The sequence below is a fragment of the Cohnella suwonensis genome, from assembly GCF_042655365.1.
In the GTDB taxonomy this organism is placed as follows: domain Bacteria; phylum Bacillota; class Bacilli; order Paenibacillales; family Paenibacillaceae; genus Cohnella; species Cohnella suwonensis.
On the sequence record NZ_JBHSMH010000036.1, the window covers coordinates 1 to 24,901 of the forward strand.

Here is a 24,901-nt window from a genome sequence, read left to right on the forward strand (position 1 = left end):
TGCACCAAAAAAAACAAACGGCACAGGGCTTTTTCCCATGCCGTTTCGGACTCCATTTTTATTCCCGGTCTTGTCTTTGAGCTTAACTTAATGACATTGAAGCGAGCTCCCGTGCTTTTTTTTATGATTTCACAACCGCCAACCGCCACGCGCTGCGCTTAATCGCTGCCGCCCCCACCGCCACTATCTCCGCCGCCCGCTGAATCGCCGCCCCCGCTTCCGCCGGAACCGCTGTCTGAATGGTGGTCATGATGATGTCCATGACCATGGTGACCGCCGTTGTGATTGCCTCGGTCGGAATGCCCGGCATCGTAGAATCCGCTATTGTACGTTTGGGATCCGTTTTTTCTATCGGATTTGCGCTTGGAGCCGTTCAAATCGTTGAGGATAAAAAAGGCGACGAGAACGACGACGATGATGACAAGGAGAAAAGTCATGCTGCTGGTTACCTCCGCTTCGTTTGCTTGTTTTATCCGATTATACACGCTCGCCGGAGATGGGCGCCAGAGGTCTATTCCCCGCTTGTCCGCCATAAATTGTTAAGAGCGATACGCGGACAAGGAGGGCTTGCGATGACGGTTCGGGACAACGTTCGAGAACGCAGGCGGGAAAGGATTCAACAGCTGATCATGAGTGAACAATCTTTCGCCGGTCCGGACAAGAAGGTACCGACGGCTTCGGATGACGAGCAGCAACCGGAATCGGCAACGCTGCGGAAGGCCAGTGTCACCGATTCGGCGCCGCCGGCCGAACGGCAACAGGGTACGTCAGAAGTTCCGTCTTCGCCCGGTACGATCCGGGTTCGCGAACGCGGCGCGTCTTCGGGAGAGCGCGAAGCGAGGAACGGATCTTTGCGATCTCCCGACGCTCCTTCCATTCCCTCGTCGGACGAGGGGGGGAGAATCCCGCCGGGGCAGCCCGCCGAGACGAGCGGCGTTGTTCGAGCCGACGTCTCGCGATTCGCCGTTACGCGGGACCCGGAGCTATGGTGGAAAGAACGGGAGAAGCAAATTCAAGTCGGACGCCCGAACGGCTGGCAAGGCATCAAGGGGCTTCCGCCGACGTCGAACGCGCCGTCCTCTCATGGTGTGGGACCGCCAACCGGCTCGGGCTGGAACAAGCTGAAGAGGGGCTTCGCGCTGCAGCTCGCGGCGGCGCTTCTCGCGTTCGGGGGGGCTTGGGGATGGCTCAAGCTGGAATTGCCGGGTAGCGGGGAAGCGAAAGATTGGCTCGTGTCCTCCGTGACGAAAGATATGGACTTTCAAGCGATCGAAGCGTGGTACGGCTCGACGTTCGGCGGTTCGCCGACGTTCTTCCCGTTCAACCGTGACGAGCCGGATACGCAAGAAGTGGCGGCGCTGTTTAACGCGGACGACACGGTCGCCCCGGTGACCGGCAAGCTGCTTCAGACGTTCGCCCAGAACGGAACCGGCGTGAAAGTGTCCGCGCCTTCAGGCAGCGAAGTACTGTCCGTCTATACGGGCCGCATCCAGCAGGTGAACACGAACAAAAACGGCGGCATAACGGTCATCGTGCAGCACGAGAACCACGTCGTCACCGTGTACGGCAACTTGGCGGATACTGCGGTGAAAACGAACGATTGGGTGGAAAAAGGGCAGAAGCTCGGCTCGCTCGGCACTTCCGGCGGCAAGCTGGCGGACAGGGCGCTCTATTTCGCCGTGCAGCAGTACGGCAAATCTCTTGATCCCGCGGAAGTGATCGATTTTGATTAAGTGGCGAGGAATCGCGTTCCGTCTTCATCCGCTGTTCATGCTCGTCATGCTCGCGTCGGTCGTCACGGGACGGTTCGCGGAGTTGCTGACGCTGTTCGCCATCGTGTTCTGGCACGAGCTCGGCCACCTTGCCGCCGCGCTTCGATACGGTTGGAGGATCAAGGAAGTCAAGCTGCTTCCTTTCGGCGGCGTGCTCGAAGTCGAGGAAGCGGGCTCGCTGCCGGTAAAAGAGGAAATCATGGTCGCGCTGGCCGGTCCCGCGCAGAACGCGTTGCTCGCCGGCATCGCCTACGCGCTCGGGCTTGCCGGCTGGGTCGATCTGGCGTGGTCGGACGAATTCGTGCGAACGAACGCGCTGATCGGCCTTTTTAATTTCATGCCCGTTCTTCCCCTGGACGGCGGTAAAATCCTGCAATCGCTGCTCAGCTTACGCGCGCCGTTCCATCGGACGCTTCTATGGAGCGCGAAGATCAGCCTTCTGTTCAGCGCGGTCGTCGTCGCGGCTTCGCTCGCGCCATTACTCCGGGGAGGCCTGCTGCAATTGAACTTGCTGGCGGTCGGCATCTTCCTGTTCGCGTCCAATTGGACGTATTGGCGGAACGTGCCTTTCGTGTTCCTGCGTTTTCTCGTGCACAGAAGCGAATCCGGCTTGCGCTATATCGATGAGGGCAAGCTGTCCCGGCCGATCGTCATCTCGGACAACCGTCCGCTGTCTTCCATCCTGAGATTGTTCATGAAGGAACAGTATCATTTGGTTTACGTGATGAAACGCGGGAAAATCGCCAACGTCGTGCCCGAAAAGACGATTATCGACGGATTTCTCGGCGGATTGGCGCCGGGGAATGCGGAATTGAAACTTTTCAGGTAAAATGGAGGAAAGAGTCGAACGCGGGAGGTACGCATGAAGCAGCTGTTCATCCATAGTTCGCAAAACTTGACCCAATCGGCTTTGCTGGAAGACGGGGTGCTGACGGAGTTCGGGGTCGAGCGGACCGAGCATTCGTCCCTCATCGGCAACCTTTACAAAGGCCGCGTCGTGAACGTATTGCCGGGCATGCAGGCGGCGTTCGTCGATATCGGCTTGCCGAAAAACGCGTTCCTGTACGTCGACGACGTTCTCCATCCGCACTTGGACAAGCAACCGAAGGAGAAGCCCCCGATCGCGGACTTGCTTAAGCCCGGCGACCAGTTGATCGTCCAGATGATGAAGGAGCCGCTCGGAGGCAAGGGCGCGCGCGTGACGACGCATTTCTCGATCCCCGGCAGATGGCTCGTGTACATGCCCGAAGCGGATTATATCGGCATCTCGAAGAAAATAGAGTTGGACGCGGAGCGCGCGCGATTGCGGGGACTGGCGGAGTCGATCCGGAAGGAGGGCGAAGGCGTCATCCTGCGGACGAACGCCGGCGGGGAAAGCCTCGAAGCGCTCGACGAGGATTTGAATCAGCTGCGGCGCCTCTGGCACGACATACTCGCGAGAGGGAAGACGTCTTCGGCGCCCGCAGAGCTTCATCGCGATACGGCTCTCGTCGGCAGGCTCGTACGAGACGTCGTCACGCCGGACACCGAAGAACTCATTTTCGACGACGGGGACAACATGCTCGCGGCCAAAGCGTATTTGCGCCAAGCGGCCCCGGCGCTAGAAGGTAAAGTAAGGCTCTACGAGGAAAATAAGCCGCTGTTCGACCAATACGGCATCAAGGAGCAGCTGGACAAGGCGTTCCAATCGCGCATCTGGCTTCCGAGCGGCGGTTATCTCGTCTGGGAGCAGACGGAAGCGCTCACGGTCATCGACGTCAACACGGGCAAGTATACGGGGTCGATCGACCTCGAGGAGACGGTGTTCCAGACGAATCTCGAGGCGGCGGACGAAGTCGCCCGGCTGCTTCGGCTTCGGGACGTCGGCGGCATCATCATCGTCGATTTCATCGACATGGAGACGGAAGAGCACAGGCATCGGATCGCGCAACAGCTCGAAGCGAAGATCAAGCGGGACAGAACGAAGTGCCAGGTGGTCGGCTGGACGAAGCTCGGACTGATGGAAATGACGCGTAAGAAAGCCCGCGACAACGTCATGAACTACTTTTACGAAACGTGCGCTTCTTGTAAAGGGAAAGGCAAAATATATATTCGATAAGAATAGATTGTGTTCGGGACGACTATGTGATACAATCCCATAGTGCGTGCAATCTGAAGATTTTGCAGGCTACAACCGCTCTCCACAGGGTCGACAAGATCGGCGCTGCCCTGGCTGAATTCCGCTGCGGCAACCGACACCCCCCGAGGCGAGTCTTAGACACGAGGAGGTGCACCAGATGTACGCGATTATCGAAACAGGCGGCAAACAATTCAAAGTCCAAGCGGGCGACGTGATCTTCGTCGAGAAGCTCAACGCAAGCGCAGGCGACAGCGTAACGTTCGACCGGGTTTTGGCGGTTTCCAAAGACGGCGGCTTGACGACGGGTTCCCCGCTCTTGTCCGGAGCTTCGGTTACGGGCAAAGTCGAGCAACAAGTGAAAGGCGAGAAAATCATCGTCTTCAAGTACAAGCCTAAGAAAAACTACAAGCGCAAACAAGGCCATCGTCAACCGTACACGAAAGTGACGATCGAGAACATTAAGGCGTAAGCGAGGCTTGCCGAGATGATCAAGGTCACGATCGTGCGCGACGACAGGAAGGCCATTATACGTTTTACCGTTTCGGGGCACGCTTTTTACAATGATCCCGGCAAGGACATCGTCTGCGCCGGCGTAACGGCCGTCACGGTCGGAGCGATCAACGCGATCGAGAAGCTGACGGGTCTCGAACCCAACGCTTATACCGAGAGCGGACTGCTCGAAGCGACGGCGCCTCGAAGCGAAGAACCCGCAAGAGACGACCAAGTCCAACTGCTGTTGGAGGGTATGGTCGCAGCGCTCGAAACCATCGAGGACTATTACGGGAAGCACGTGAAAATAAAAGAAATCTTTGAACAAGAAGGAGGTTGACACCATGTTGAAGTTGGACCTTCAGTTATTCGCCTCGAAAAAAGGGGTCGGATCGACGAGAAACGGACGGGACTCCCACTCCAAGCGCCTCGGCGCGAAGAGAGCGGACGGTCAAGCGGTGACGGCGGGAAGCATCCTGTACCGCCAACGCGGAACGAAAATCCATCCGGGCACTAACGTAGGCATCGGCAAAGACGATACGCTTTTCGCGCTCGTTCACGGCGTCGTGAAATTCGAACGTCTGGGACGCGATCGCAAGAAAGTCAGCGTATACCCTGCCGAGCAAGCTCCGGTAGCTGCCGCGCTTGAAGTTTAATTAATCATCCGAGACCCCGGCCAATGACGTTGGCCGGGGTTTCTTGCGTTATGCGGGACGGAGCCCCGCCGTCAGGTATTCATGGTGAACCCGAACGCGCCATGGTATACTAGACGCGTGAACTTCGTTTCCGGGCAAGGGAAGACAGGATCTACGAAACGGGGAAGACGGATGAGTATACGGAATCGGACGCCTTGGGCGCTCGCGGCATGGGCCTCTCTCGTCCTGCCCGTCATGGCCGTGGCGGCATGGCCGCGGGCATGGTGGCCTTACGCCGTTCTGACGCTGTGGACGCTCGGAATCGCGGTCGGCGTCGTTCTCGTCGCGAAGCGCTGGCATCGCCGGCAAAGCGACCGCATCGTCACGCAGGCGCAGCTGTCGTCCATCCGAACGTTAAGCCATCACCGGCACGATTGGATGAACGAGCTGCAAATCCTATACGGATATTTAAGATTGAACAAGCCCGATAAAGCGATCGCCGTCGTGGACAGAATAAGGGAGAGAATGGAGCAGGACAGCCGGGTCTCCCAGATCGGCGAACCCGAGCTCGCGACGTTCCTGCTGTCTTTTCGCGCGATGTGCGATACGGTCCGCCTCGAGGTGGACGTTCAGAACGGCTTCCATCTCGACGGGAAGGCGGATCGGTCCGATCGACTCGCGAAGGCGATCATCGGCCTCGTCGGGATCATCCGCTACCGCGCTTCGAGTCCCGCGAACGGCGTGGACAACGTGCTGAAGCTCGGCTTCTCGCGCGACGGCGGCGAAGTGTCGGTGTCCCTTGTTTACGAAGGCGAGCTGGCCGCGTCGGACAGCGTCGTCCCGGAGATGGAGAGGTGCGTCGAAGGCATCGGAACGATACGGTTTGACGAAAGCCCGGCGGGGTCAGCGGGACAAGCCCGGACGATGGTGGTCCGCTTCCCTCTGCCGGCATAATAACGCGATTACCGGGAGCGGGCGTTCGCAAGCCCGGACCGGTTGCAACCTGGAGTGAACTTAATCGATGTTCGTGGACAAAGCGAAAGTATTCGTGAAAGGCGGAGACGGCGGGGATGGCCTCGTCGCGTTCCGCAGGGAGTTATACGTGCCGGAAGGCGGGCCGGCCGGCGGGGACGGCGGTAACGGAGGGCACGTCATTTTCCGCGTGGACGAAGGTTTGCGCACGCTGATGGACTTCCGTTATCAGAAGCATTTCAAGGCGACCAAAGGCGAGAAAGGCCGCAACAAGTCGCAGCACGGCGCGAACGCGGAGCATATGGTCGTTCGCGTTCCGCCCGGCACGACCGTCGTCGACGACGACACGGGAGAGACCGTCGCGGACATGACGCGCCACGGTCAAGAAGTCATCGTCGCCAAGGGCGGCCGCGGAGGCCGAGGCAACATCCGCTTCAAGAGCGCCGCCAACACGGCGCCGGCGATCGCGGAGAACGGGGAAGAAGGACAAGAGCGCTGGGTTACGCTGGAGCTGAAGGTCATGGCGGACGTCGGCCTCGTCGGCTTCCCGAGCGTAGGCAAGTCGACGCTGCTGTCCGTCGTGTCGGGGGCGCAGCCGAAGATCGGCGCCTACCATTTCACGACGATCACGCCGAATCTCGGCGTCGTCGATCTCGGCGACGAGCGCAGCTTCGTCATGGCGGACTTGCCGGGTTTGATCGAAGGCGCCCATACGGGCGTCGGACTCGGCCATGAATTCCTGCGGCACGTCGAGCGCACGAGAATCATCGTGCACGTCGTCGACATGTCCGGCATGGAAGGCCGCGACCCGTACGACGATTGGGTGAAAATCAACGACGAGCTCAAGCTGTACAATCCGAAGCTCGCGGAACGTCCGCAGATCGTCGCGTCCAATAAGATGGATATGCCGGAATCGGAAGAAAATCTGGAAGCGTTCCGCAAGCAAGTCGCCGAGGCGCGTCCGGATATCGTCGTCATGCCGATCTCGTCGCTGACGAAGCAAGGCATCAAGGAATTGCTGTTCCGGGTCGCAGACTTGCTCGATTCCTTGCCGCAGCAGTCGGAGATCGAGGAGATCGAGAAGCAGGCGAAAGCCGAAGAAGGCGTCGTCTATCGTTACGAGGCGACGGGCGATTTGGACTTCGAGATCAAGCGGGACAACGAAGTTTACGTCATCGAGAGCGAAGCGATCGCCAGGCTCATGCGGCGGACGCAGTTCAACTCGCACGAGGCGATCATGCGGTTCGGGCGAATCCTTCGCGGCGCCGGTATCGACGACGCGCTGCGCAAGCGCGGCGCGAAGAACGGGGATACGATCCGCATCGGGAAATTCGAGTTCGAATTTTTCGAAGGCGGTTCGGACGACTATATTTTCGACGACGCCTAATCGCGATCGGCAAAAAGGATTCCATGGCCTGTCACGGGCCCCGGAATCCTTTTTTTGAACGATTCGGAATTGATAAGTTTCACGCTTATCACAAAAGGCGTATTTGGTTGTATGGGAGTGGTTCGATGGGCGAGTAGGGGTTACGAGTCGGCTATGCGAGTAGGGGGGGGGCGTTGTTCGCGCAGGTCTAACGTTCTTCCATAGAGCTGCAAAAGTTCAGTTTGTTTCCAGTAATCGGCTGCATCGAGTGGATCAAACTGCATGGATGCAGTTTGATTCCAAGGAAATCGCGAAAATGAGCTATTTACGGATTATAAACTGTAGTAGGTGCAGGTTGTTGGGCGATGATGAGGTAAATGGAGAAAACAAACTGTAGTCCATGCAGGTTGGTGCTTAGGGGGAGGAAGGGGGGCATTGCGTTAGCGAGAGTGCTGGAATGTGGTAATTCGAAAGCTCCCAGAGGACACCGCATCCGCCAACCGCCAACCGCCAACCGCCAACCGCCAACCGCCAACCGCCAACCGCCAACCGCCAACCGCCAACCGCCAACCGCCAACCGCCAACCGCCAACCGCCAACAACCAAACACTTCCCCCTTATTGCGCTGAGCACAACAAATTGTAGAAGACAACCGACTTTTGGCGAACTTTTAAGCAGCTAGTCGTATGAGCGAATCTCCTTCAGAAGCGTCCATCCCGCGACGCTTAGGACGGCGATCGCGATGCCACCGGCGGCGATGACGGGCGACGGACCGTAGGCGTCGGACAGGAACGAGGCCGCGGCCAACCCGATCGGAGGGGCGACGCTCGTCAGCGAGGCGAGCGTGCCGAACGCACGTCCTTGCATGGAAGGCTCGATTCTCGCGCGCAGACCGACGTTCAAAATGAGCGTGACGAATGACAGCAAGCAACCGCTAAGCAGAATGTAAGGAATCGCCCCGAGCGCGGAATCGGATCGCGAAATAAGCCAGTAAGCCGGCCCCATCGCGGACACGCTGCCCAAGATCCATTTTCCCCTGCCCCTGAGCCTGCCCCCGAGAAAGAGGATGAGGCTTGAACCCGCAACGTATCCGAGCGGAATGCAGGCTTCGATTAAGCCGAAATGAAAAGGGCTCGCGTGCCAGTCGCCGACGGCGGATACTTGTACGAGCATGAGCATGGACAGGAAAAACAACGTAACGACGGGGAGAAGGGCGAGTACCGGGAGAGCGAACGGGTCGCGCCATAAGTACTTGAATCCTCCGGCGAAGTCTTCCGTGAACGTCGGCATGCGCGGGGGCGCGACGGAATCGTTCGCGGTAGCGGTCGCGGGCATGACGGAGGCGGGGAATTTCCCCGCAGCGAACACGAAACAGGCGGACAGCAGGAAGGTCAAGCCGTCGACCGCGATGGCCATGGCGCCTCCGAAAGCGGCGACGAATACGCCCCCGAGCGCGAAACCGGAAATGCGGACGAGATTGTCCGCGATATTCATCGCGCCTACCGCCTGATGGATGCGGCCTTGCCCGACGATGCCGCCGAGGGAAGCTTGCAGGGACGGCGAGTGGAACAAACTCGCGAAGGCGATCAGCGCGGTGAGGACGATGAGGACGATAAACGGCGTTCCGGGCACGGATATCGAGACGACAACGCCTGCGACCAGCAATACGCGGACGATGTCGGCCGCGATCATGAGCTGTCTTCTGTTCATCCTGTCGGCGACCGTCCCGGCGAACGAGCCGAGCAGGGTGCCGACCGCCAGGTGAGTAACCAAGAGGGCTGACATGTGCTTGGCGCTGCCCGTCGTCTGGATGACCCATAAGTTAAGCGCCATTCCGTGAAAGGTATTTCCGAGCAACGACAGGCAAAAGCTCGCGAACACGAATAAGAACGGACGGTTGCGCCAGAGCGCCGGCGCCCGCGCGGCCGCCGTTCCGGCATAAGGACTTTCGATCGCGGAATCGGTAGACGGACCGATCAAGGGTTATCGCCTCACTTGACTTATACGATTAAGTAACGCACAAAATCAACTTAATCGATTAAGTGAATTATGCCACGGGACGGGCGACGCTGTCTATAGGGGAATGAGAGACTCGCTCTTTACCCGATGATTTTTTCCATGCGGATTTCCGGTTCCTTGCTGAGGTCGATGAAGAGTTCGGCCGACTGAATAAGCGGACGCGCGGGGTCGGTCGGGTTGATGAGCACGACTTTGCCCGTACGGCCGTCGGTAAGGGAGACTTCGCTTCCGATGAGCGAGTTCATCATTCGCCTCGTGAACGTCAGCAGAATGCCTTTGTCGAACGAGCCCAAAGTGCCCGTGTACATTTGCCTGACGATTTCGTAGAAAGGAGACGCCTTTCGGTAGACCCGGTCGCTCGTCAGCGCGTGGAACACGTCCGATATCGCGACGATTTTGCTTAGAAAATCGACCCGATCGCTATTCGCGCCGAACGGATAACCCGAACCGTCCTCGCGTTCGTGGTGCTGCAAAGCAATTAGCGCGCTGCGGTGAGGCAATCCCGGACTGCTTTTGATCATTTCGTAGCCGTACACCGTATGCTTCTGCATCAGTTCGTATTCTTCCGCCGTCAACCGGCTCCGCTTATTCAAGATTTCCTCCGGCACCTTCGCCTTGCCGATGTCGTGCAGGACGGCGCCGAGCGTCAGAAGGGCCTGCTCGCTTTCCGGAAGGCCGATCCACTTGCCGATCATGGAAGAGATCGCGCCTACGGCGATCGTGTGGCGATACGTATAATCGTCTTTCGCCTGCAGAGAGACGAGAAGAGGGAACACTTGTACTTTCTCGGTGGATTGCAGGATCGCGGGCAATACTTCTGCCCGGATGTCGGGCATCGGAATGCGGCCGGTACGGCGGATGTCGGCGAATATGGACTGGACCGTGCCGACGGATTCCTCTAGCGCGCGGAGCGCTTGCTGCTGCCGCGATAGGGGCGCGAAGTCTTGTTCCTTGAGCTCGATCCCGTGCGCGCGAAGCTTGCCGATGTCTTCCTCATTCAGCGCGCGAGACGCATGGAGGACGAGGACGCCCCTCGAATTGAACAGGTCGCGGCCGACGATTCTCCCGACCCAGCGGGATTCCGCATGATTGAAGTGCTTGTCGATCGCGAACCCCTCCCATCGAACGTCAACATCCTCAGTATAACACCAATAACTTACAAATTTCTCGACATCTTGTATTGCCTATTGCCGACGTTTCTCCGATTCGATATAATGTCCTCTATATACAAACATTCGTCTTTCCTGGGAGGACGGAAAATGGCGGAACGTTATTATGCCGTCCGCGAGGATTTGCTTCCGGAAGGCATGCTGAAAGCAGAGCAAGCCAAAGAGCTGTTAAGGCGGGGGGAAGCGGCGACGATTCACGAAGCCGCGGAACGCGTCGGTTTAAGCCGGAGCGCTTTTTACAAATATAAAGACGGCGTCTACGCGCTCGAGCAGGCTTCCAGAGAATCGATCGCGACGCTGTCGATGGATTTGGAGCACCGTTCCGGCGTTCTGTCGAAAGTGCTCGGCACGCTCGCGGCGAGCGAGGGCAACGTGCTGACGATATCGCAATCCATTCCGTTGCAAGGAATGGCCAACGTCGTCGTGTCGATGGACACGACGATCGTGAACGGGGCGCTTCCCGAGCTTCTCGCGAAGCTTCGTTCACTGGACGGCGTCAAACGGGCAACCGTCATCGGACGCAGCTAACTTTAATTACCGATGCGCGCAGGCGCGGCAGTCGAAGCGGAGGAAAAGTGATGAAAGCTATTCAAGTAGGATTGCTGGGGCTCGGTACGGTAGGCACCGGCGTCGTGAAAATCGTGGAAGGCCATCAAGAGGACTTGTCCAACCAGGTCGGGAGTCCGATCTCCATCTCGCAAATTCTCGTCAAGGACCGCTCCAAGGCGCGCGGCGTCCCGATCGACGCGGCGAAGTTGACGGAAGATCCGTGGGAAATCGTCCGCAATCCGGATATCGATGTGATCGTCGAAGTCATGGGCGGCATTACGACGACGAAGGATTACATTCTGGAGGCGCTCGAGCGCGGCAAGCACGTCGTCACGGCGAACAAAGACCTGATGGCGTTGCACGGCCAGGAAATACTGGCGAAAGCCCGAGAGAAAGGTTGCGACGTCTTGTACGAGGCAAGCGTGGCCGGCGGCATTCCGATCATCCGGACGCTCGTCGAAGGCTTCTCTTCCGACCGGATCACGAAGATTATGGGCATCGTGAACGGAACGACGAATTATATTTTGACGAAAATGAGCCAAGAAGGCGCGGCCTACGCCGACGTGCTGAAGGAAGCGCAAGATCTCGGTTACGCGGAGTCGGATCCGACGTCCGACGTGGAAGGGCTCGACGCCGCCCGCAAAATGACGATCTTATCGTCGCTCGGCTTCCGCGCGAACGTGTCCTTGGACGACGTCAGCGCCAGAGGCATCAGCGGCGTCTCGCAAGAGGACATCCGCTACGCGAAACGGCTCGGCTACGAAGTGAAGCTGCTCGGCATCGCCGAACGGCAGGACGATATGATCAGCGTCAGCGTCCAGCCGACGATGATCAAGACGGGCCATCCGATCGCGTCCGTCAACGGCGTGTTCAACGCCGTATACGTGCACGGGGAAGCGGTCGGCGAGACAATGTTCTACGGCGCGGGCGCCGGAGAGCTGCCGACGGCGACGTCCGTCGTGGCGGACTTGGTCGCGGTCATCAAGAACATGAAGCTCGGCGTGAACGGACGGCAAGCGCAATTGCCTTATAACGTCGTTAAGCTGAAGACAGACGAGCAGATCGCTTCGAAGTTTTTCCTGCTGCTCCACGTCGAGGATCGCGCCGGCGTTCTCGCGCAAATCGCGCAAGTGTTCTCCAATTGCGACGTGAGCATCGAATCGGTCATGCAGCCGTCGGCCCCCCACAAGTCGAGCACGGAAATCATCATCATTACGCACCAGGCGAGCAAGGCTGCGATGAACCAAGTGATGCAAGCGTTCAACGGCTTGTCCGCCGTACGCGAAATCAAGAGCGTGTACCGGGTAGAAGGCTAACGAAGGCCGCTGGCGGACGTTGGACGGCACTACGGGATCAAAAGGAGCTTTGTTATGCAGAAGGAAGCCGAGATGAAAGCAACATCCGTTCAAGGCCGGGTCGTCGTCAAAGTGCCGGCCAGCACCGCGAACATGGGACCGGGGTTCGATTCGTTGGGCATGGCGTTGTCGCTGTACGCGTGGGTCAGCATGGCGCCGGCCGAAGAGACGCGAATCACGCTCGTCGGAGATAACTTAGACGGCGTTCCGCTGGACAAGACGAATCTGGTATACGAGGTCGCGCAATCGGTGTTCGCGAGAGCGGGAGTCGCATTGCCCGAGCTCGACATCGGCATTCGCAGCGACATTCCGCTCACGAGAGGACTCGGAAGCAGCGCCTCGGCGATCGTCGGCGCGCTCGTCGCGGCCAACGCCCTCATCGGCGATCCTCTGGGAGAGGACGAGCTGTTCCAGATGGCGACGGCGATCGAGAACCATCCCGACAACGTCGGGGCATCCCTGTTCGGCGGTATCGTCGCCGCGGCATGGGACGGAGAACGGGCGGACTACGTCCGCATCGAGCCTCCCGCGGGCATGGACGTGCTCGTCGCGATTCCGGCGTTCGAGCTGTCGACCAAGAAAGCGCGCAACGTGTTGCCGCAGAGCATCCCGATGCAAGACGCCGTATTTAACGTCACGCATAGCTCGCTACTGACGGCGGCGCTGTCTTCCGGCAGATTGGATTTGCTCGGCAGGGCGATGCGGGACCGGTTGCATCAACCGTACCGCGCGGCGCTCATCCCGGGCATGGAAACGATTCTTAGGGAAGCGACGGAGCACGGGGCTCTCGGCGCTGTGCTGTCGGGAGCGGGGCCGACGCTGCTGCTGCTCGCGAGGAGCGGCGACGCGGCCAACGATGGACTCGTCTCCTTCGTTCGCGAGACGATGGCGGGAGAAGGCATCGAAGTAACGACGAGATGGCTGGAGCCTTGCTTGCACGGTCCGCAGGTGCGGGTCGTCGGGTTCGACGATCCGGCCTACGATCTGGCGCCCCAACAGGTATTGAAGACGGCGGAAGCGGAGGTGGGCGCATGAGCGGCCGCAAGAAGGTAGCCTTGTTGCCCCAAGGCACCGTGTCCGACGAAGCGGTACGTTATATGTTCCGCAACGAGGACGTGGAATTCGTTTATTGCAAAATGATCGCGGACGTGTTCCAATCGACGGCGAACGGCCTGACCGATTGGAGCGTGATTCCGATCGAGAATACGATCGACGGTTCGGTGAATCTGCATATCGACTGGCTGGTCCACGAGGTAGACTTGCCGATCCGGGCGGAATGGGTATTCCCTTCTATCCAGAACTTGATCGGAGACGCCGGCGAGTTGTCGGCGGACGGCAATCCGGCGCAATGGGAAGCGGAGAAGATCACGAAGGTGATGAGCCACCCCGTCGCGATGGCGCAATGCCTGCAATTCGTCCGTTCCCGGCTGCCGCACGCGGAGCTGGAAACGCTGAGCAGCACGGCCGAAGCGGTCCGGACGGTCAAGAATAACCCGGGCAAAGGCTGGGCGGCGTTCGGCACGAAGCTGGCGGCCGCGGATATGGAACTGGACGTGCTAGAAGAAGGCGTGACCGATCACGACAACAACTTCACGAGATTCCTTCTCGTCGGCAACGCTCCGTACGAGAACGCGTCCGCGACGACGCACAAGACGAGCATTCTCGTCACGCTGCCGGAAGATTACCCGGGCGCGCTGCACCAAGTGCTGTCCGCGTTCGCGTGGCGCCGCGTCAACTTGTCGAAGATCGAATCCCGTCCGACGAAGAAAAAACTCGGCAGTTATTATTTCTATATCGACGTGGAGCTGGCTCTGGACACGGTGCTGATGCCGGCGGCGATCGCCGAGATCGAAGCGATCGGCTGCCAAGTGCGCCTGCTCGGCTCGTATCCGAGCTTGCCTTACGAGAAAGAATAATTCGCCCGAATCCGGTAAGCCAGACGGCTGCCGGATTTTCTGCGTTTAAAGGATGTCAAACGCCCAGCTACTGCATAGGATGTAAGGATTGCATCAGGGCTTTCGCCCGGGCCGGGGCGAAGCCCGCCTATCAGGAGGGAACGGCGTGAAAATCCATATGGTGAAGCAAGGGGATACGCTGTATTTGATCGCCAAAAAATACAACGTGCCCTTGGAGGAATTGATTAAAGCGAATCCGGATATCAGCAATCCGGATGCCGTGGACATCGGGATGAAGGTGAAAATCCCGACGCATCCGAAGACGATGCTCGGCGTCATCCATCAACACGTCGTCCAGCAAGGAGACACGCTTTGGAAGCTCTCAAAGGCTTGGGGCGTGCAGCTCGGCGATCTGGTCAAAGCGAATCCGCAATTGAAAAACCCGAACGCGCTGTTGACGGGCGAAGTCGTCAACATTCCGCAAACGGGCGATCCGTCGGGGAACGCGCCGGGCGGCGGCATGACCACCGGTGGAATGGGAATGGGTAAGGGTATGGGTATGGGCGGAAAAGCGAACACGGCCGTCATGCCGGCGACCGGAGGGAAAGCGAACACGGCCGTTCAGCCCGCAGCGGAGGCTCCGGTGCCGATGCCGATGCCGATGCCGATGCCGATGCCCGCGCCTGCGCCGGCTCCGGCCGTCGTGCAGCCGATCGCCGAGGCGCCGATATACGGCCTCCACGTCGAACAGGTCGAGATGATCCATACCTATCAGATGCCTCCGATGCAGGCACCGGTTCAAGCGGCTCAGCAAACCTGGCCGCATGAACAGCCGCATTACGGATATGGCATTCCGGAGCCGCTTCCCGGCTTGGGCGGGGAAACGACGATGCATCCGGGTTACGGATACGGGCATGCCCACGGGTACGGTCATCCTCAAGGCGTCATGCCGGTCGCGAAAGCTGCGCAGCCTCACATGGGCGGATTGTACACGTATCACGATATCTCCTATAGCCCGCCAAGCCCGCAGCAAGACGAGATCCCCAACGGCCAGACCGCCGGATGCGCCAACTGCGGAAGCCAGTCGGTATTGCCGTACTATTACGTTGCCAATCCGGAAGGCCAGAGCTCCGCGGATCCATACTCCGGCGAAGGCTACTATGGTGACGGCCGCATGCCATACGGCGTTCCGTTCGTCTCTCCCGCCGCCGTCAGTCCTTACGCTTCCGCGCCAGGAGCCCAGATGCCTTATGCGGCGGCCCCGTACGGCGGATATCCGGTCATGCAGCAGGCGCCGACGTTCGTGTCCCCGATGGGCGACGTTCCGGTAGGCCACGCCCCGATCGCGGAAGGATTGCCTAAAGCGGGCTACGGTTACGGCCAAGGTTATGGCCCTCAATACGGTTACGGCCAACCGGTCCCTTACGGTTATGACGGCCTCATTCCGCCGATCCCTCCGATGCCTCCGATGGGTCCGCTTCCTCCCCTTCCCGGGCTACCCCCGCTTCGGGACGAGGGAGAGGACATGAGATTCGCCGCGGGCGACGATTTCCCGCAAGACGCCCAAACGCAAGCCGCGCCGGCGAGGAAACGGCAGCATAAGCCAAAAGCGAAAGTCGCGCCGCGCCAGAGCAAGCCGAAGCGGAAGGAAAGTCTTCCATGGATCAATTGGTAATCGTTGCGAATAGCGCCGGAACTCCCAGGAAACACTAGGGAAAACAGCAGAGAAGGGGATTCCGGTGTCTCGTTTTCGAATATGGAAGGAACTGAAGAAATCGCTGAAAAGGAAACGCCGTCACGTCTGGTCCCTCGGGGCGGGCGCGGCGGTTTTCCTGTTGGCCGTATTGGCGGGCGCTTGGATGGCCCGCGCTTTCGTCGGACATGCCTTGGGACGGCCGTCGGCCCCGGTCGGTCCGGCCGTCATGATCGCCGAGCCGGACGAACAGACGATCGCGGATCCGGCGGGCTCTCCGAGGGCGACGGTGCTCGGCGAATTAAGCAAGCGGCCGGGGGACGTCAAACTCGTGCTGCACCGCACTTACTTGTGCGGAGACGAAACGAGGCAGCTTGGACGAATGACGGCTTCCGAAGCGGCGGGGCTGCTGAAGGCCCACCGGAATTGGGAGGCGTCCTTGAACGAAGAGGGTAAGCTGACGGTGGAGGAAGCCGTCGACGACTTGTCTCCGGCGTGCCGTCAGACCTCCTACATGGGAATCGATAAGGACGGCAACCTTTCTTTGTTCGACGGACCGCCGTGGCAGGAAAAAGTCGTCCGGACGTTTTTCCAGCTCGACGTGGACATGATGGAGTCGCGCATGAGCGAGGAACGGGTCCGCGAGCTGTCCCGGGGCATCCGCGTATCGGACAAGTACGAGTACGACAGCGTGCTATCGTCGCTGGGAGAATACGCCGCGCTACGGTCGCAGGCGGCTCCTCAGCCGTCGCAGTGAACGGAATGGAAGACGATCGCGAACGAAAAGACGCCCTCGCGAGCGTCTTTTTTGTTGCGCCCTTCGCCCTATTTTTCCTCTCGGAACAACACTTTGTTCTCCTTCCGTTCTCATAGAGGCGAACATTTGATATAATTAAACGAATGCGCATGACGAGTTTGAGAGGGGACGAACCGTGAGAGTATTGGGAATCGACCCCGGCATCGCCATTATGGGTTTCGGGTTCATCGACAAATCCGGGCATAAGCTGACGCCCGTGCAATACGGATGCATCCAGACGGAGGCGGGAACCCCGCAGGAAGTCCGACTGAAGCAAATCTATGAATCTTCCTGCGAGCTGCTGGACCGCTATCAACCGGATACGGTCGCGGTCGAGAAGCTGTTTTTCAACAAAAACGTAACGAACGCGTTCAGCGTCGGACAAGCCCGGGGCGTGTTCATGCTCGCGGCCGCCCAGCGCGGACTGCCGATATCGGAATACACGCCGATGCAGGTGAAGCAAGCGGTCGTCGGTTACGGCGGCGCGGAGAAAAAACAAGTGCAGGAAATGGTCAAAATGCTGCTGAAGCTGGCGACGATACCGAAGCCGGACGACGTCGCGGACGCCCTCGCGGTCGCGATCTGCCACGCGCACTCCCTCGTCCTTAACGAACGAATGAACGGAGCGAAAAAAATATGATCGATTTTCTGCGAGGCAAGGTGGCGCACCTGGAAAGCGAGTACGTCGTTCTGGACGTCCGGGACGTCGGCTACCGCGTATTCACGCCGAATCCTTACGCGCTGGCGAAATCGGATGCCGCCGTGGAGCTTTATATTTACCATCACGTCCGCGAGGACGCGATTCTCCTGTTCGGATTCGCGACGCGCGACGAGCAGGCGCTGTTCCGCAAGCTGCTGGAAGTGTCGGGCATCGGGCCGAAGGTCGCGCTCGGCGTGCTCGCGGGCGGCAAGCCGGAGAGGGTCGTCGCGGCCATCCAGCAGGAGGACGTCAATTTTCTCACGAAGCTGCCCGGCATCGGACGGAAGACGGCGCAGCGGATGATCTTGGATCTGAAGGACAAGCTGGGGGGCTTCGACGGCGTCTCGGCGATCGGGACGCTGTTCGAGCCGGAGGCGCCGAAAGCGCCGAAAACCGGCGGATCGGCTTGGTCGGAAGCGCGCGAGGCGCTTGGCGGACTCGGTTACCGGGATGCCGAGCTCGATCGGGCTTGGCTGGCGATGAAGGACGAGGTGTCGGGGGCGGAATCCGCCGACGTATTGATCAAGAAGGCGCTTCAGAAGCTGTTCCAAGGCTGATCAGGCGCGCGCAAGCGGAAAGGAGGAATCGCGGTGGAAGAAGAAGATCGGATCGTCGCCGCCCATCTCATGATGGAGGACCAAGCGGTCGAATACAGTCTGCGTCCCCGTTACTTGGCCGAATACATCGGCCAGGCGCAAGCGAAGGAAAATTTGAAAGTCTACATAGAAGCCGCCAAGATGCGGAAGGAACCGCTGGACCACGTGCTCCTGTACGGGCCTCCGGGTCTTGGCAAGACGACGCTGTCGAACATTATCGCCAACGAGCTCGGCGTGCACATCCGCACGACGAGCGGACCCGCGATCGAGAGGCCGGGCGATCTCGCGGCGATCTTGACGAACTTGCAGGAGAACGACGTGCTGTTCATCGACGAGATCCATCGGCTGCACAGAACCGTAGAGGAAGTACTGTATCCGGCGATGGAAGACTTCGCGCTGGACTTCATCATCGGGAAGGGACCTAGCGCCCGTTCGGTACGGCTCGACTTGCCGAAATTCACGTTGATCGGCGCGACGACGAGAGCGGGGCTGCTCTCCGCGCCGCTTCGCGACCGGTTCGGCGTCGTCAGCCGCTTGGAATATTACACGGAAGACGAGTTGTCTTACATCGTCAGCCGCACGTCCGATATTTTCGGCGTCGGCATCGTCGGGGAAGCGTCGCGGGAAATCGCCCGGCGTTCCCGCGGAACGCCGCGTATCGCCAACCGGTTGCTGAAGCGCGTACGCGACCATGCCCAAGTGCGCGGGGACGGCATTATTACCGAAAGCATTGCGAACGACGCGCTGGAGCGCATCCAAGTCGATCCGATGGGCCTTGACAGCATCGACCATAAGATGCTGCGGGCGATGATCGTCAACTATGGCGGCAGACCGGTAGGGTTGGACACGCTCGCGGCGTCCATCGGCGAGGAAAGCCAGACGATCGAGGACGTGTACGAGCCTTATCTCATGCAGATCGGCTTCTTGCAACGGACGCCGCGCGGACGCATCGCGATGGCCGCGGCGTACAAGCATCTCGGATTGCCGTTGCCGGCGGACGGGACGAACTGATCGCGCCCGAGCCCTGCCGAACGGCATCCGACAGAAAACAAGCTTGGAGGGGAACTCATTGATCGTTCACGACAAACGCCGCTACGCCCGCTTGGCTCTATTGCTCATACTGGTCGCGGCGGTCGCGTCCGGCTCTACCCGCGCGGTCGTGCATGCTGCCGTGAAGGTGCCGGATACGATCCGGGTCGCGTTGTTTCTGAACCTGGGAACGAAATATCAATCGCTGACGCCAGTCGCGACGCTTCAAGCCGCCGGCGGCTTAAACATCGTCTGGAGAGACCCGAAATACTCCCTCGCCATAGACGCCGTTCCGGCAGGACAAGCGGTGCGCTTCGCGATGGACGGCTACCGGGCGCTCTTGCTCGAGACGACGGACTTGAACGCGGCGTTGGTCGTCCTGAAGAAAGCGCAAGCCGGTTCTTCGGCCGCATTCGTGACGCAGCTGTCGAAATCGGGCAAGACGGTGTACCAAGTTCAGGAAGGCGCCTACTCGACGGCCGCGGCGGCTTCGTCGGCGCTGACGAAATGGACGAACGCCGGCGTGGCCGCGGGCGTGCAGACGCTGCTCAGCGCCCGCATCGCGGGGCCTTGGGCCGTCGAAGCGGGACCTTACGCCAGCTTGGCCGAAGCGAAAGCCTCCGCCGAAGCGATCGGTACGGCCGGATTGGATGCTTTCGCAGCGATCAAGCCGCAGAACGGGGCGATGGCTTACGTCGTCAGAGTCGGCCAGGAAGCCGACCCGGCCAATCTTCAGGCGCTGCAGCAAGCCGTCTCCGCCGCCGGCGCGGCAGGCGTGAGAGTCCCGGCCGCCGGCGAGCCTTACGTCTCTCTCCGCACGGACATGACCTATTACGGCAGCGCGAACAAAGCAGCCGTGCTGTACGCGATCCCCTCGGGCGCCGGAGCCGTGCTTCGGGCGGATCCCGCCGGAGCGGGAGGCATCCAGCTCGCGGAACGGAGCAAAAGAATGTACAGGGGAAGCATGGAGATGAGCGTGCTGAACCAATCGCTCGCCGTCGTGAACGACGTTCCTTTCGAGCAATACTTGTATTCCGTCGTCGGGGCGGAAGTCGGCTCGAGATGGCCGATCGAGGCGCAGAAGGCCCAAGCGGTCGCGGCCCGCACGTACGCGCAGTCGTCCGGGGTCGGCTTCCAAATCGCGAACGTCGTCGATACGACGCTTAGCCAAGCCTATTACGGCATCGGCTACGAGAACGCGAACTCGACCGCCGGCGTCGATCAGACGAAGGGCGAAATATTGACGTCGGGCGGCAAGGCGATAAGCGCCGTATTTTCCGCGAACTCGGGGGGCATCACGGCGGACAACCCGACGGAAATCTGGGGCGGGGACGGCTCGAACTTCGCTTCCGCCGTTCTCAGTCCGGACGACGGCCCTCAGAAAGGGCTCCTTGATTGGTATTACGTTGCCCTGCCTTCGGGGCAGACCGGGTTTATCCGTTCCGACTTGGCCTCGGCAAGCGGACAGAAGCACGTCAGCGGCGCGAATCTGCTGAACGTCAAAGGAGACGGCGTCGCCGTTCGCAATAAGCCGCAGGCGTCGACGGCGGAGCCGATCGCCAGGGTCGACGCCGGAACGCCCGTCGTGCAGCTCGGCGTCGTGCCCGAATATACCGATTACAGTTGGGTAGAGGCGCCGATGACGCCGGATCAATTGCTCGCCGCCTTGAACAAGAGAGCGAAAACGCCGATCGCCGGTCCTCTCCTTACGCTTGAAGTGACGAAGCGCGGTCCTTCCGGCCGGGCGGTCGAAGTCGCGGCGAACGGCGTCGCGGTCAACGTCGGCGCAGGGGATAACTTGCGCGGCGCGCTCGGCGGCTTGAAGAGCACGCTGTTCCAGCTCGAGGAGACGGGACGCTACGCGATCATGGGCAAAGACGGCGGCACGAGAGAACTGCCGCGCCAGCAAGGTCCGGTTCAAGCGATCGGCGCCGACGGCTCCGTCCAACAGCTGCAAGGGCCCAACCTGTTCATCATGGACGGCAGCGGCTTGTTGCGCGCGGCGACGACGACTCCCCGATTCGTCTTCTCCGGCAAAGGCTTCGGCCACGGGCTCGGCATGTCCCAATGGGGAGCGAGAGGACTCGCTGAGCAAGGGTATGACTATCAATCCATCCTGCTATACTATTACAAGAACGTATCGATCGAAAAAGGTGCCTAATGATGAACGTCAGCGATTACGATTTCGAATTACCGGAGGAGTTGATCGCCCAGACTCCCCTGCTAGATAGAACCTCCTCCCGCCTTCTCGTGCTTCATCGGGAAGACGGGAGCACCGAACACCGCGCCTTCGCCGATTTGGCCGAATACCTGAAGCCGGGAGACACGCTCGTATTGAACGATACGAGAGTGCTCCCGGCCCGTCTGTTCGGCGTTAAAGCGGATACGGGCGCCAAGGTCGAGCTGCTGCTTCTCCGTAGAATAGAAGGCGACCGGTGGGAGACGCTCGTGAAGCCCGGGAAAAAAATACACGTCGGCGCGAAATTATCGTTCGGAGCGGCGGCGGGCGAAGAAACGGCCGATGCCTCGAAACCATTGATGACCGCCCTCGTAGAAGAAGAAGGAGATATGGGCGCGCGCGTCATCCGATTCGAGTACGAGGGTATCTTCAACGAGCTGCTCGACCGACTCGGCCAAATGCCGCTGCCTCCTTACATCAAGATGAGGTTGTCCGACCGGGAGCGTTATCAGACGGTCTACTCCCGCCACGAAGGATCGGCGGCGGCGCCGACGGCGGGCTTGCATTTCACGGAACAATACTTGGAACGGCTGAAGGCAATGGGCGTGAAGTTATGCCCGATCACGCTTCACGTCGGGCTCGGCACGTTCCGGCCCGTGAGCGCGGAGACGATCGAGGAGCATGAGATGCATGCGGAATGGTATTCCGTTAGCGAGCAAAGCGCGAATCTCCTGAACGAAGCGAAAGACCGCGGCGGCCGGATCGTCGCGGTCGGCACGACGTCGGCACGCACGCTGGAGACGATAGGCGGCCGATTCGGGGAAGAGCCCGTCCGCGCATGCGATGGTTGGACCGACATTTTCATCTACCCGGGGTATCGGTTCAAGAAGGTCGACGCCCTGATTACGAACTTCCACTTGCCCAAGTCGACGCTCGTCATGCTGATCAGCGCCCTAGCCGGCAAAGACAACGTGATGAACGCCTATCGGGAAGCGATCGACCGCGAATACCGCTTCTTCAGCTTCGGAGACGCGATGCTCATCTTATGACCGACTCACCGACAGAGAGGAATCAGAACATGGCAGTCCGATACGAATTGATCAAAACTTGCGCCCAAACCGGCGCCCGTCTGGGAAGAGTCCATACGCCGCATGGCGTCATCGACACCCCGACCTTCATGCCGGTAGGCACGCAGGCTTCCGTGAAGGGCATGAGCCCCGAAGAATTGAAGGCGCTGGGCGCTGAAATCATTCTCAGCAACACGTACCATTTGTTCCTCCGTCCCGGACACGAGCTCGTCAAGGAAGCGGGCGGCCTGCACAAGTTCATGAACTGGGACCGGCCGATTCTGACCGACAGCGGCGGCTTCCAAGTGTTTTCCCTCAGCGAAATGCGCAAAATCACCGAAGAAGGCGTCGTGTTCCGTTCCCATATTAACGGGGACAAGCTGAGCCTGACGCCGGAGAGCGCTACGCACGTCCAGAACGCTCTCGGCGCGGACATCATCATGGCGTTCGACGAGTGCCCTCCCTATCCCGCGGAATACAAATACGTCAAGGAATCGACGGAACGGACGAGCCGCTGGGCGGAGCGGTGCCTGAAGGCGCACGGGCGTCCGGACGACCAAGCGTTGTTCGGCATCGTGCAGGGAGGCATGCACAAGGACCTTCGCAAGCAAAGCGCGTTGGATTTGACTTCCCTGGATTTTCCGGGGTATGCTATGGGTGGACTGAGCGTCGGCGAGCCTAAGCATCTCATGTACGAGATGCTCGAAGAGACGGTGCAGTTCTTGCCTTCCCATAAGCCCCGGTATTTGATGGGGGTCGGCTCTCCGGATGCCTTGCTGGACGGAAGCATCCGCGGCATCGACATGTTCGACTGCGTGCTGCCGACGCGAATCGCGCGCAACGGCACGCTCATGACGAGCCAAGGGCGCATGGTCGTCAAAAACGCCAAATACGCGAACGATTTCGGTCCGATGGATCCGGAATGCTCGTGCTACGCTTGCCGGAATTATTCGCGCGCGTACGTCAGGCATCTGATCAAAGCGGACGAGATGTTCGGCTTGAGGTTGACGACGATTCACAACCTGCACTTCCTCGTGCAACTGATGGCGCAAGTTCGGGACGCGATCCGGGAAGATCGTTTGGGCACGTTCCGGGACGAGTTTTTCGAGAAGTACGGCATGGCCGCCAACGAAAGCGGCTTCTAAACGAGAGGGGAGTTATTTACACATGTGGTTAGCGGAAAAGTCTTCCGAAGGCAGTATCTGGATTACGATCGCGCCGTTCATTCTGATGTTCGCTATTTTCTATTTCCTGCTGATTCGTCCGCAGCAAAAGAAACAAAAGCAACGCGGTTCGATGCTGAACGCCTTGAAGAAAGGCGACAAAGTCATAACCGCCGGCGGCCTTCACGGCACGATCTCCGAGATTACCGACGACACGATCGTCCTGAAAGTGAACGACGTCACGAAGCTGACTTTCGAACGTTCGTCCATCAATAACGTAACGGCACGCTCCACGGAGAAAGAATCCGGCAGCAAAGAATAAGCTTGGCGGCAACTTAAAAAACCTTTCCCGCACGTTGACTTCGGTCAACGGCGGGAAAGGTTTTTTTGCGAGGATTCGACGCGAGGCGGCTTCACGCTTTACTTGTTGAAGGACGAGCCGAGCGCCCGGGACGGCTTGAACTTCGTCTTGACGCGCTCCGCCAGCTTGCCGGGAGAATCGCTGACGGCCCAGGCGCCGAACTTCAGGCCGATCGCCGAGGCGCCGACGGCAAGCGCGATGCCAGCGAGCATGTCGGTAAACCAGTGGATGCCGAGATAGTATATCGAGAACAAAATGACGGCGGCGTTCACCCACGTGAAAACGGCCCAGCGGCGGATGCCGGATTTGCTCGCGACGATCGCGAGAGTGAGCGAAATCGACGTATGCAGGCTCGGGAAACAGTTGTTGAGTCCCGATAAAGCGCGGTATTCCTGTTCGAATCGCGGGAAAGCGTCGAGAATCAGGAATTGCACTTGCGGATGGACGTACCACACTTCGTTCACCGGAACGAACAAGTAGAACGGAACGGCCAGAAAGTAATTCAGTAGCAACGCGACGCAGAAGGAATAATAAAGCTTTAAATTCTTATTCTGGGTATAAATGCCGACGGAAGCGATCATGACGGCCTGGAACATGACGAGATAGAAGACGGAACAAACGGCCGTCAGCCAATCGGATTGTACCTTGGACTGCAGCCATGCGGGCCAGTCGCCCTCCCAACCGCTCAAATAAGGAGTCAGGTCGTAATCGACGTTAATCCAATGCTCGAGCTTCAGCTCGTTTTTGTTCAAGGCGATGATCGCGAGCACGGCGGCGAAGAAAAACAAATACTTGCGGGAGAGCACGAGCGATTTCAAAAACATCCACGCGGTCGCGAAAGGCTGTTTTCCCGTTCCGAAGTAAATCAGAGCGGCGACCGCGACGGCCGTGCAAACCGATATCGTCGACATGCTGTCGAACAAAACCATGATGCGCCTCCCGAACCTTGCTCCGAGTAATCGTTCGGTCTATTATAGC

25 protein-coding genes are annotated in these 24,901 nt (G+C 59.5%); 21 read left to right on the forward strand and 4 right to left on the reverse strand.

Features of this window, described 5'->3' with window-relative positions; genetic code table 11:
- Positions 1-158: 158 nt before the first annotated feature.
- Entirely contained in the window at positions 159-437 is a 279-nt protein-coding gene (locus tag ACFPPD_RS11980) for a hypothetical protein (protein ID WP_209752017.1), read from the reverse strand.
- Between the two features lie 135 nt (positions 438-572).
- Here ACFPPD_RS11980 and ACFPPD_RS11985 point away from each other — a divergent pair, with 135 nt between their 5' ends.
- The 8 genes from ACFPPD_RS11985 to obgE all read left to right on the forward strand — a co-directional run bounded on the left by ACFPPD_RS11985 (position 573) and on the right by obgE (position 7,374).
- A complete protein-coding gene (locus ACFPPD_RS11985) occupies positions 573-1,733 on the forward strand; it encodes a peptidoglycan DD-metalloendopeptidase family protein (protein WP_209752015.1) in 1,161 nt (386 codons plus the stop codon).
- Positions 1,726-2,601, forward strand: a complete 876-nt coding sequence (locus ACFPPD_RS11990) for a M50 family metallopeptidase (protein WP_209752012.1) — start codon at positions 1,726-1,728, stop codon at positions 2,599-2,601. The genes ACFPPD_RS11985 and ACFPPD_RS11990 overlap by 8 nt, the downstream gene beginning before the upstream one ends.
- 33 nt (positions 2,602-2,634) lie before the next feature.
- Positions 2,635-3,870 (forward strand): Rne/Rng family ribonuclease, encoded by a 1,236-nt coding sequence (locus ACFPPD_RS11995; protein ID WP_209752010.1) that lies wholly within the window; start codon positions 2,635-2,637, stop codon positions 3,868-3,870.
- A gap of 178 nt (positions 3,871-4,048) precedes the next feature.
- The gene (gene rplU / locus ACFPPD_RS12000) at positions 4,049-4,360 is read left to right on the forward strand and encodes a 50S ribosomal protein L21 (protein WP_209752008.1); all 312 of its coding nucleotides are present in this window, start codon (positions 4,049-4,051) and stop codon (positions 4,358-4,360) included.
- Positions 4,361-4,375: 15 nt separating this feature from the next.
- Positions 4,376-4,720, forward strand: a complete 345-nt coding sequence (locus ACFPPD_RS12005; protein ID WP_209752006.1) for a ribosomal-processing cysteine protease Prp — start codon at positions 4,376-4,378, stop codon at positions 4,718-4,720.
- A gap of 4 nt (positions 4,721-4,724) precedes the next feature.
- Positions 4,725-5,036 carry a 50S ribosomal protein L27 gene (rpmA, locus tag ACFPPD_RS12010; RefSeq protein WP_209752004.1) on the forward strand — a complete coding sequence of 104 codons (312 nt, stop codon included), beginning with the start codon at positions 4,725-4,727 and terminating at the stop codon, positions 5,034-5,036.
- A 171-nt stretch (positions 5,037-5,207) separates the two neighbouring features.
- A complete protein-coding gene (locus ACFPPD_RS12015; RefSeq protein WP_209752001.1) occupies positions 5,208-5,969 on the forward strand; it encodes a Spo0B domain-containing protein in 762 nt (253 codons plus the stop codon).
- A 67-nt stretch (positions 5,970-6,036) separates the two neighbouring features.
- A complete protein-coding gene (gene obgE, locus ACFPPD_RS12020; protein ID WP_209751999.1) occupies positions 6,037-7,374 on the forward strand; it encodes a GTPase ObgE in 1,338 nt (445 codons plus the stop codon).
- 656 nt (positions 7,375-8,030) lie between these two features.
- Here obgE and ACFPPD_RS12025 read toward each other — a convergent pair.
- Both ACFPPD_RS12025 and ACFPPD_RS12030 read right to left on the reverse strand, forming a co-directional pair.
- Entirely contained in the window at positions 8,031-9,332 is a 1,302-nt protein-coding gene (locus ACFPPD_RS12025) for an MFS transporter (protein ID WP_209750426.1), read from the reverse strand.
- A gap of 119 nt (positions 9,333-9,451) precedes the next feature.
- Positions 9,452-10,207: an HD-GYP domain-containing protein gene (locus tag ACFPPD_RS12030; protein ID WP_209750424.1), complete on the reverse strand. Its 756-nt coding sequence runs from the start codon at positions 10,205-10,207 to the stop codon at positions 9,452-9,454.
- 423 nt (positions 10,208-10,630) lie between these two features.
- Here ACFPPD_RS12030 and ACFPPD_RS12035 point away from each other — a divergent pair, with 423 nt between their 5' ends.
- The 13 genes from ACFPPD_RS12035 to yajC all read left to right on the forward strand — a co-directional run bounded on the left by ACFPPD_RS12035 (position 10,631) and on the right by yajC (position 23,884).
- Entirely contained in the window at positions 10,631-11,068 is a 438-nt protein-coding gene (locus ACFPPD_RS12035) for an ACT domain-containing protein (protein WP_209750422.1), read from the forward strand.
- A 50-nt stretch (positions 11,069-11,118) separates the two neighbouring features.
- The gene (locus ACFPPD_RS12040) at positions 11,119-12,405 is read left to right on the forward strand and encodes a homoserine dehydrogenase (RefSeq protein WP_209750420.1); all 1,287 of its coding nucleotides are present in this window, start codon (positions 11,119-11,121) and stop codon (positions 12,403-12,405) included.
- Positions 12,406-12,477: 72 nt separating this feature from the next.
- On the forward strand, positions 12,478-13,479 hold the full coding sequence (thrB, locus tag ACFPPD_RS12045) for a homoserine kinase (protein ID WP_209750418.1): 1,002 nt from the start codon (positions 12,478-12,480) through the stop codon (positions 13,477-13,479).
- Positions 13,476-14,360: a prephenate dehydratase gene (gene pheA, locus ACFPPD_RS12050; protein ID WP_209750416.1), complete on the forward strand. Its 885-nt coding sequence runs from the start codon at positions 13,476-13,478 to the stop codon at positions 14,358-14,360. The genes thrB and pheA overlap by 4 nt, the downstream gene beginning before the upstream one ends.
- A 145-nt stretch (positions 14,361-14,505) precedes the next feature.
- Positions 14,506-16,014, forward strand: a complete 1,509-nt coding sequence (locus ACFPPD_RS12055; RefSeq protein ID WP_209750414.1) for a LysM peptidoglycan-binding domain-containing protein — start codon at positions 14,506-14,508, stop codon at positions 16,012-16,014.
- A gap of 64 nt (positions 16,015-16,078) precedes the next feature.
- Positions 16,079-16,789: a BofC C-terminal domain-containing protein gene (locus tag ACFPPD_RS12060; RefSeq protein WP_209750412.1), complete on the forward strand. Its 711-nt coding sequence runs from the start codon at positions 16,079-16,081 to the stop codon at positions 16,787-16,789.
- A 175-nt stretch (positions 16,790-16,964) separates the two neighbouring features.
- Complete coding sequence (ruvC, locus tag ACFPPD_RS12065; RefSeq protein ID WP_209750410.1) at positions 16,965-17,468, forward strand: crossover junction endodeoxyribonuclease RuvC; 504 nt, start codon at positions 16,965-16,967, stop codon at positions 17,466-17,468.
- Positions 17,465-18,085 (forward strand): Holliday junction branch migration protein RuvA, encoded by a 621-nt coding sequence (gene ruvA / locus ACFPPD_RS12070; protein WP_209750408.1) that lies wholly within the window; start codon positions 17,465-17,467, stop codon positions 18,083-18,085. The genes ruvC and ruvA overlap by 4 nt, the downstream gene beginning before the upstream one ends.
- Positions 18,086-18,154: 69 nt before the next feature.
- Positions 18,155-19,135 (forward strand): Holliday junction branch migration DNA helicase RuvB, encoded by a 981-nt coding sequence (ruvB, locus tag ACFPPD_RS12075; RefSeq protein ID WP_209750436.1) that lies wholly within the window; start codon positions 18,155-18,157, stop codon positions 19,133-19,135.
- A 58-nt stretch (positions 19,136-19,193) separates the two neighbouring features.
- Entirely contained in the window at positions 19,194-21,314 is a 2,121-nt protein-coding gene (locus tag ACFPPD_RS12080; protein ID WP_209750406.1) for a SpoIID/LytB domain-containing protein, read from the forward strand.
- A 2-nt stretch (positions 21,315-21,316) separates the two neighbouring features.
- Positions 21,317-22,381: a tRNA preQ1(34) S-adenosylmethionine ribosyltransferase-isomerase QueA gene (queA, locus tag ACFPPD_RS12085; RefSeq protein WP_209750434.1), complete on the forward strand. Its 1,065-nt coding sequence runs from the start codon at positions 21,317-21,319 to the stop codon at positions 22,379-22,381.
- A 29-nt stretch (positions 22,382-22,410) separates the two neighbouring features.
- Positions 22,411-23,544 (forward strand): tRNA guanosine(34) transglycosylase Tgt, encoded by a 1,134-nt coding sequence (gene tgt / locus ACFPPD_RS12090; protein WP_209750404.1) that lies wholly within the window; start codon positions 22,411-22,413, stop codon positions 23,542-23,544.
- Between the two features lie 22 nt (positions 23,545-23,566).
- Positions 23,567-23,884: a preprotein translocase subunit YajC gene (yajC, locus tag ACFPPD_RS12095; protein WP_209750402.1), complete on the forward strand. Its 318-nt coding sequence runs from the start codon at positions 23,567-23,569 to the stop codon at positions 23,882-23,884.
- A 98-nt stretch (positions 23,885-23,982) separates the two neighbouring features.
- Here yajC and ACFPPD_RS12100 read toward each other — a convergent pair whose 3' ends face one another.
- Entirely contained in the window at positions 23,983-24,852 is an 870-nt protein-coding gene (locus ACFPPD_RS12100; protein ID WP_209750400.1) for a phosphatase PAP2 family protein, read from the reverse strand.
- Between the last annotated feature and the right edge of the window lie 49 nt (positions 24,853-24,901).

Coding starts and splice junctions, on each gene's coding strand:
- ACFPPD_RS11995 (WP_209752010.1), top strand. CDS start 2,635: ATGAAGCAGCTGTTCATCCATAGTTCGCAAAACTTGACCCAATCGGCT.
- obgE (WP_209751999.1), top strand. CDS start 6,037: ATGTTCGTGGACAAAGCGAAAGTATTCGTGAAAGGCGGAGACGGCGGG.
- ACFPPD_RS12040 (WP_209750420.1), top strand. CDS start 11,119: ATGAAAGCTATTCAAGTAGGATTGCTGGGGCTCGGTACGGTAGGCACC.
- ACFPPD_RS12015 (WP_209752001.1), top strand. CDS start 5,208: ATGAGTATACGGAATCGGACGCCTTGGGCGCTCGCGGCATGGGCCTCT.
- ruvB (WP_209750436.1), top strand. CDS start 18,155: ATGATGGAGGACCAAGCGGTCGAATACAGTCTGCGTCCCCGTTACTTG.
- ACFPPD_RS12030 (WP_209750424.1), bottom strand. CDS start 10,207: ATGCCCGACATCCGGGCAGAAGTATTGCCCGCGATCCTGCAATCCACC.
- ACFPPD_RS11985 (WP_209752015.1), top strand. CDS start 573: ATGACGGTTCGGGACAACGTTCGAGAACGCAGGCGGGAAAGGATTCAA.
- yajC (WP_209750402.1), top strand. CDS start 23,567: ATGTGGTTAGCGGAAAAGTCTTCCGAAGGCAGTATCTGGATTACGATC.
- ruvA (WP_209750408.1), top strand. CDS start 17,465: ATGATCGATTTTCTGCGAGGCAAGGTGGCGCACCTGGAAAGCGAGTAC.
- ACFPPD_RS12005 (WP_209752006.1), top strand. CDS start 4,376: ATGATCAAGGTCACGATCGTGCGCGACGACAGGAAGGCCATTATACGT.
- rpmA (WP_209752004.1), top strand. CDS start 4,725: ATGTTGAAGTTGGACCTTCAGTTATTCGCCTCGAAAAAAGGGGTCGGA.
- ACFPPD_RS12100 (WP_209750400.1), bottom strand. CDS start 24,852: ATGGTTTTGTTCGACAGCATGTCGACGATATCGGTTTGCACGGCCGTC.
- tgt (WP_209750404.1), top strand. CDS start 22,411: ATGGCAGTCCGATACGAATTGATCAAAACTTGCGCCCAAACCGGCGCC.
- queA (WP_209750434.1), top strand. CDS start 21,317: ATGAACGTCAGCGATTACGATTTCGAATTACCGGAGGAGTTGATCGCC.
- pheA (WP_209750416.1), top strand. CDS start 13,476: ATGAGCGGCCGCAAGAAGGTAGCCTTGTTGCCCCAAGGCACCGTGTCC.
- thrB (WP_209750418.1), top strand. CDS start 12,478: ATGAAAGCAACATCCGTTCAAGGCCGGGTCGTCGTCAAAGTGCCGGCC.
- ACFPPD_RS11980 (WP_209752017.1), bottom strand. CDS start 437: ATGACTTTTCTCCTTGTCATCATCGTCGTCGTTCTCGTCGCCTTTTTT.
- ACFPPD_RS12035 (WP_209750422.1), top strand. CDS start 10,631: ATGGCGGAACGTTATTATGCCGTCCGCGAGGATTTGCTTCCGGAAGGC.
- rplU (WP_209752008.1), top strand. CDS start 4,049: ATGTACGCGATTATCGAAACAGGCGGCAAACAATTCAAAGTCCAAGCG.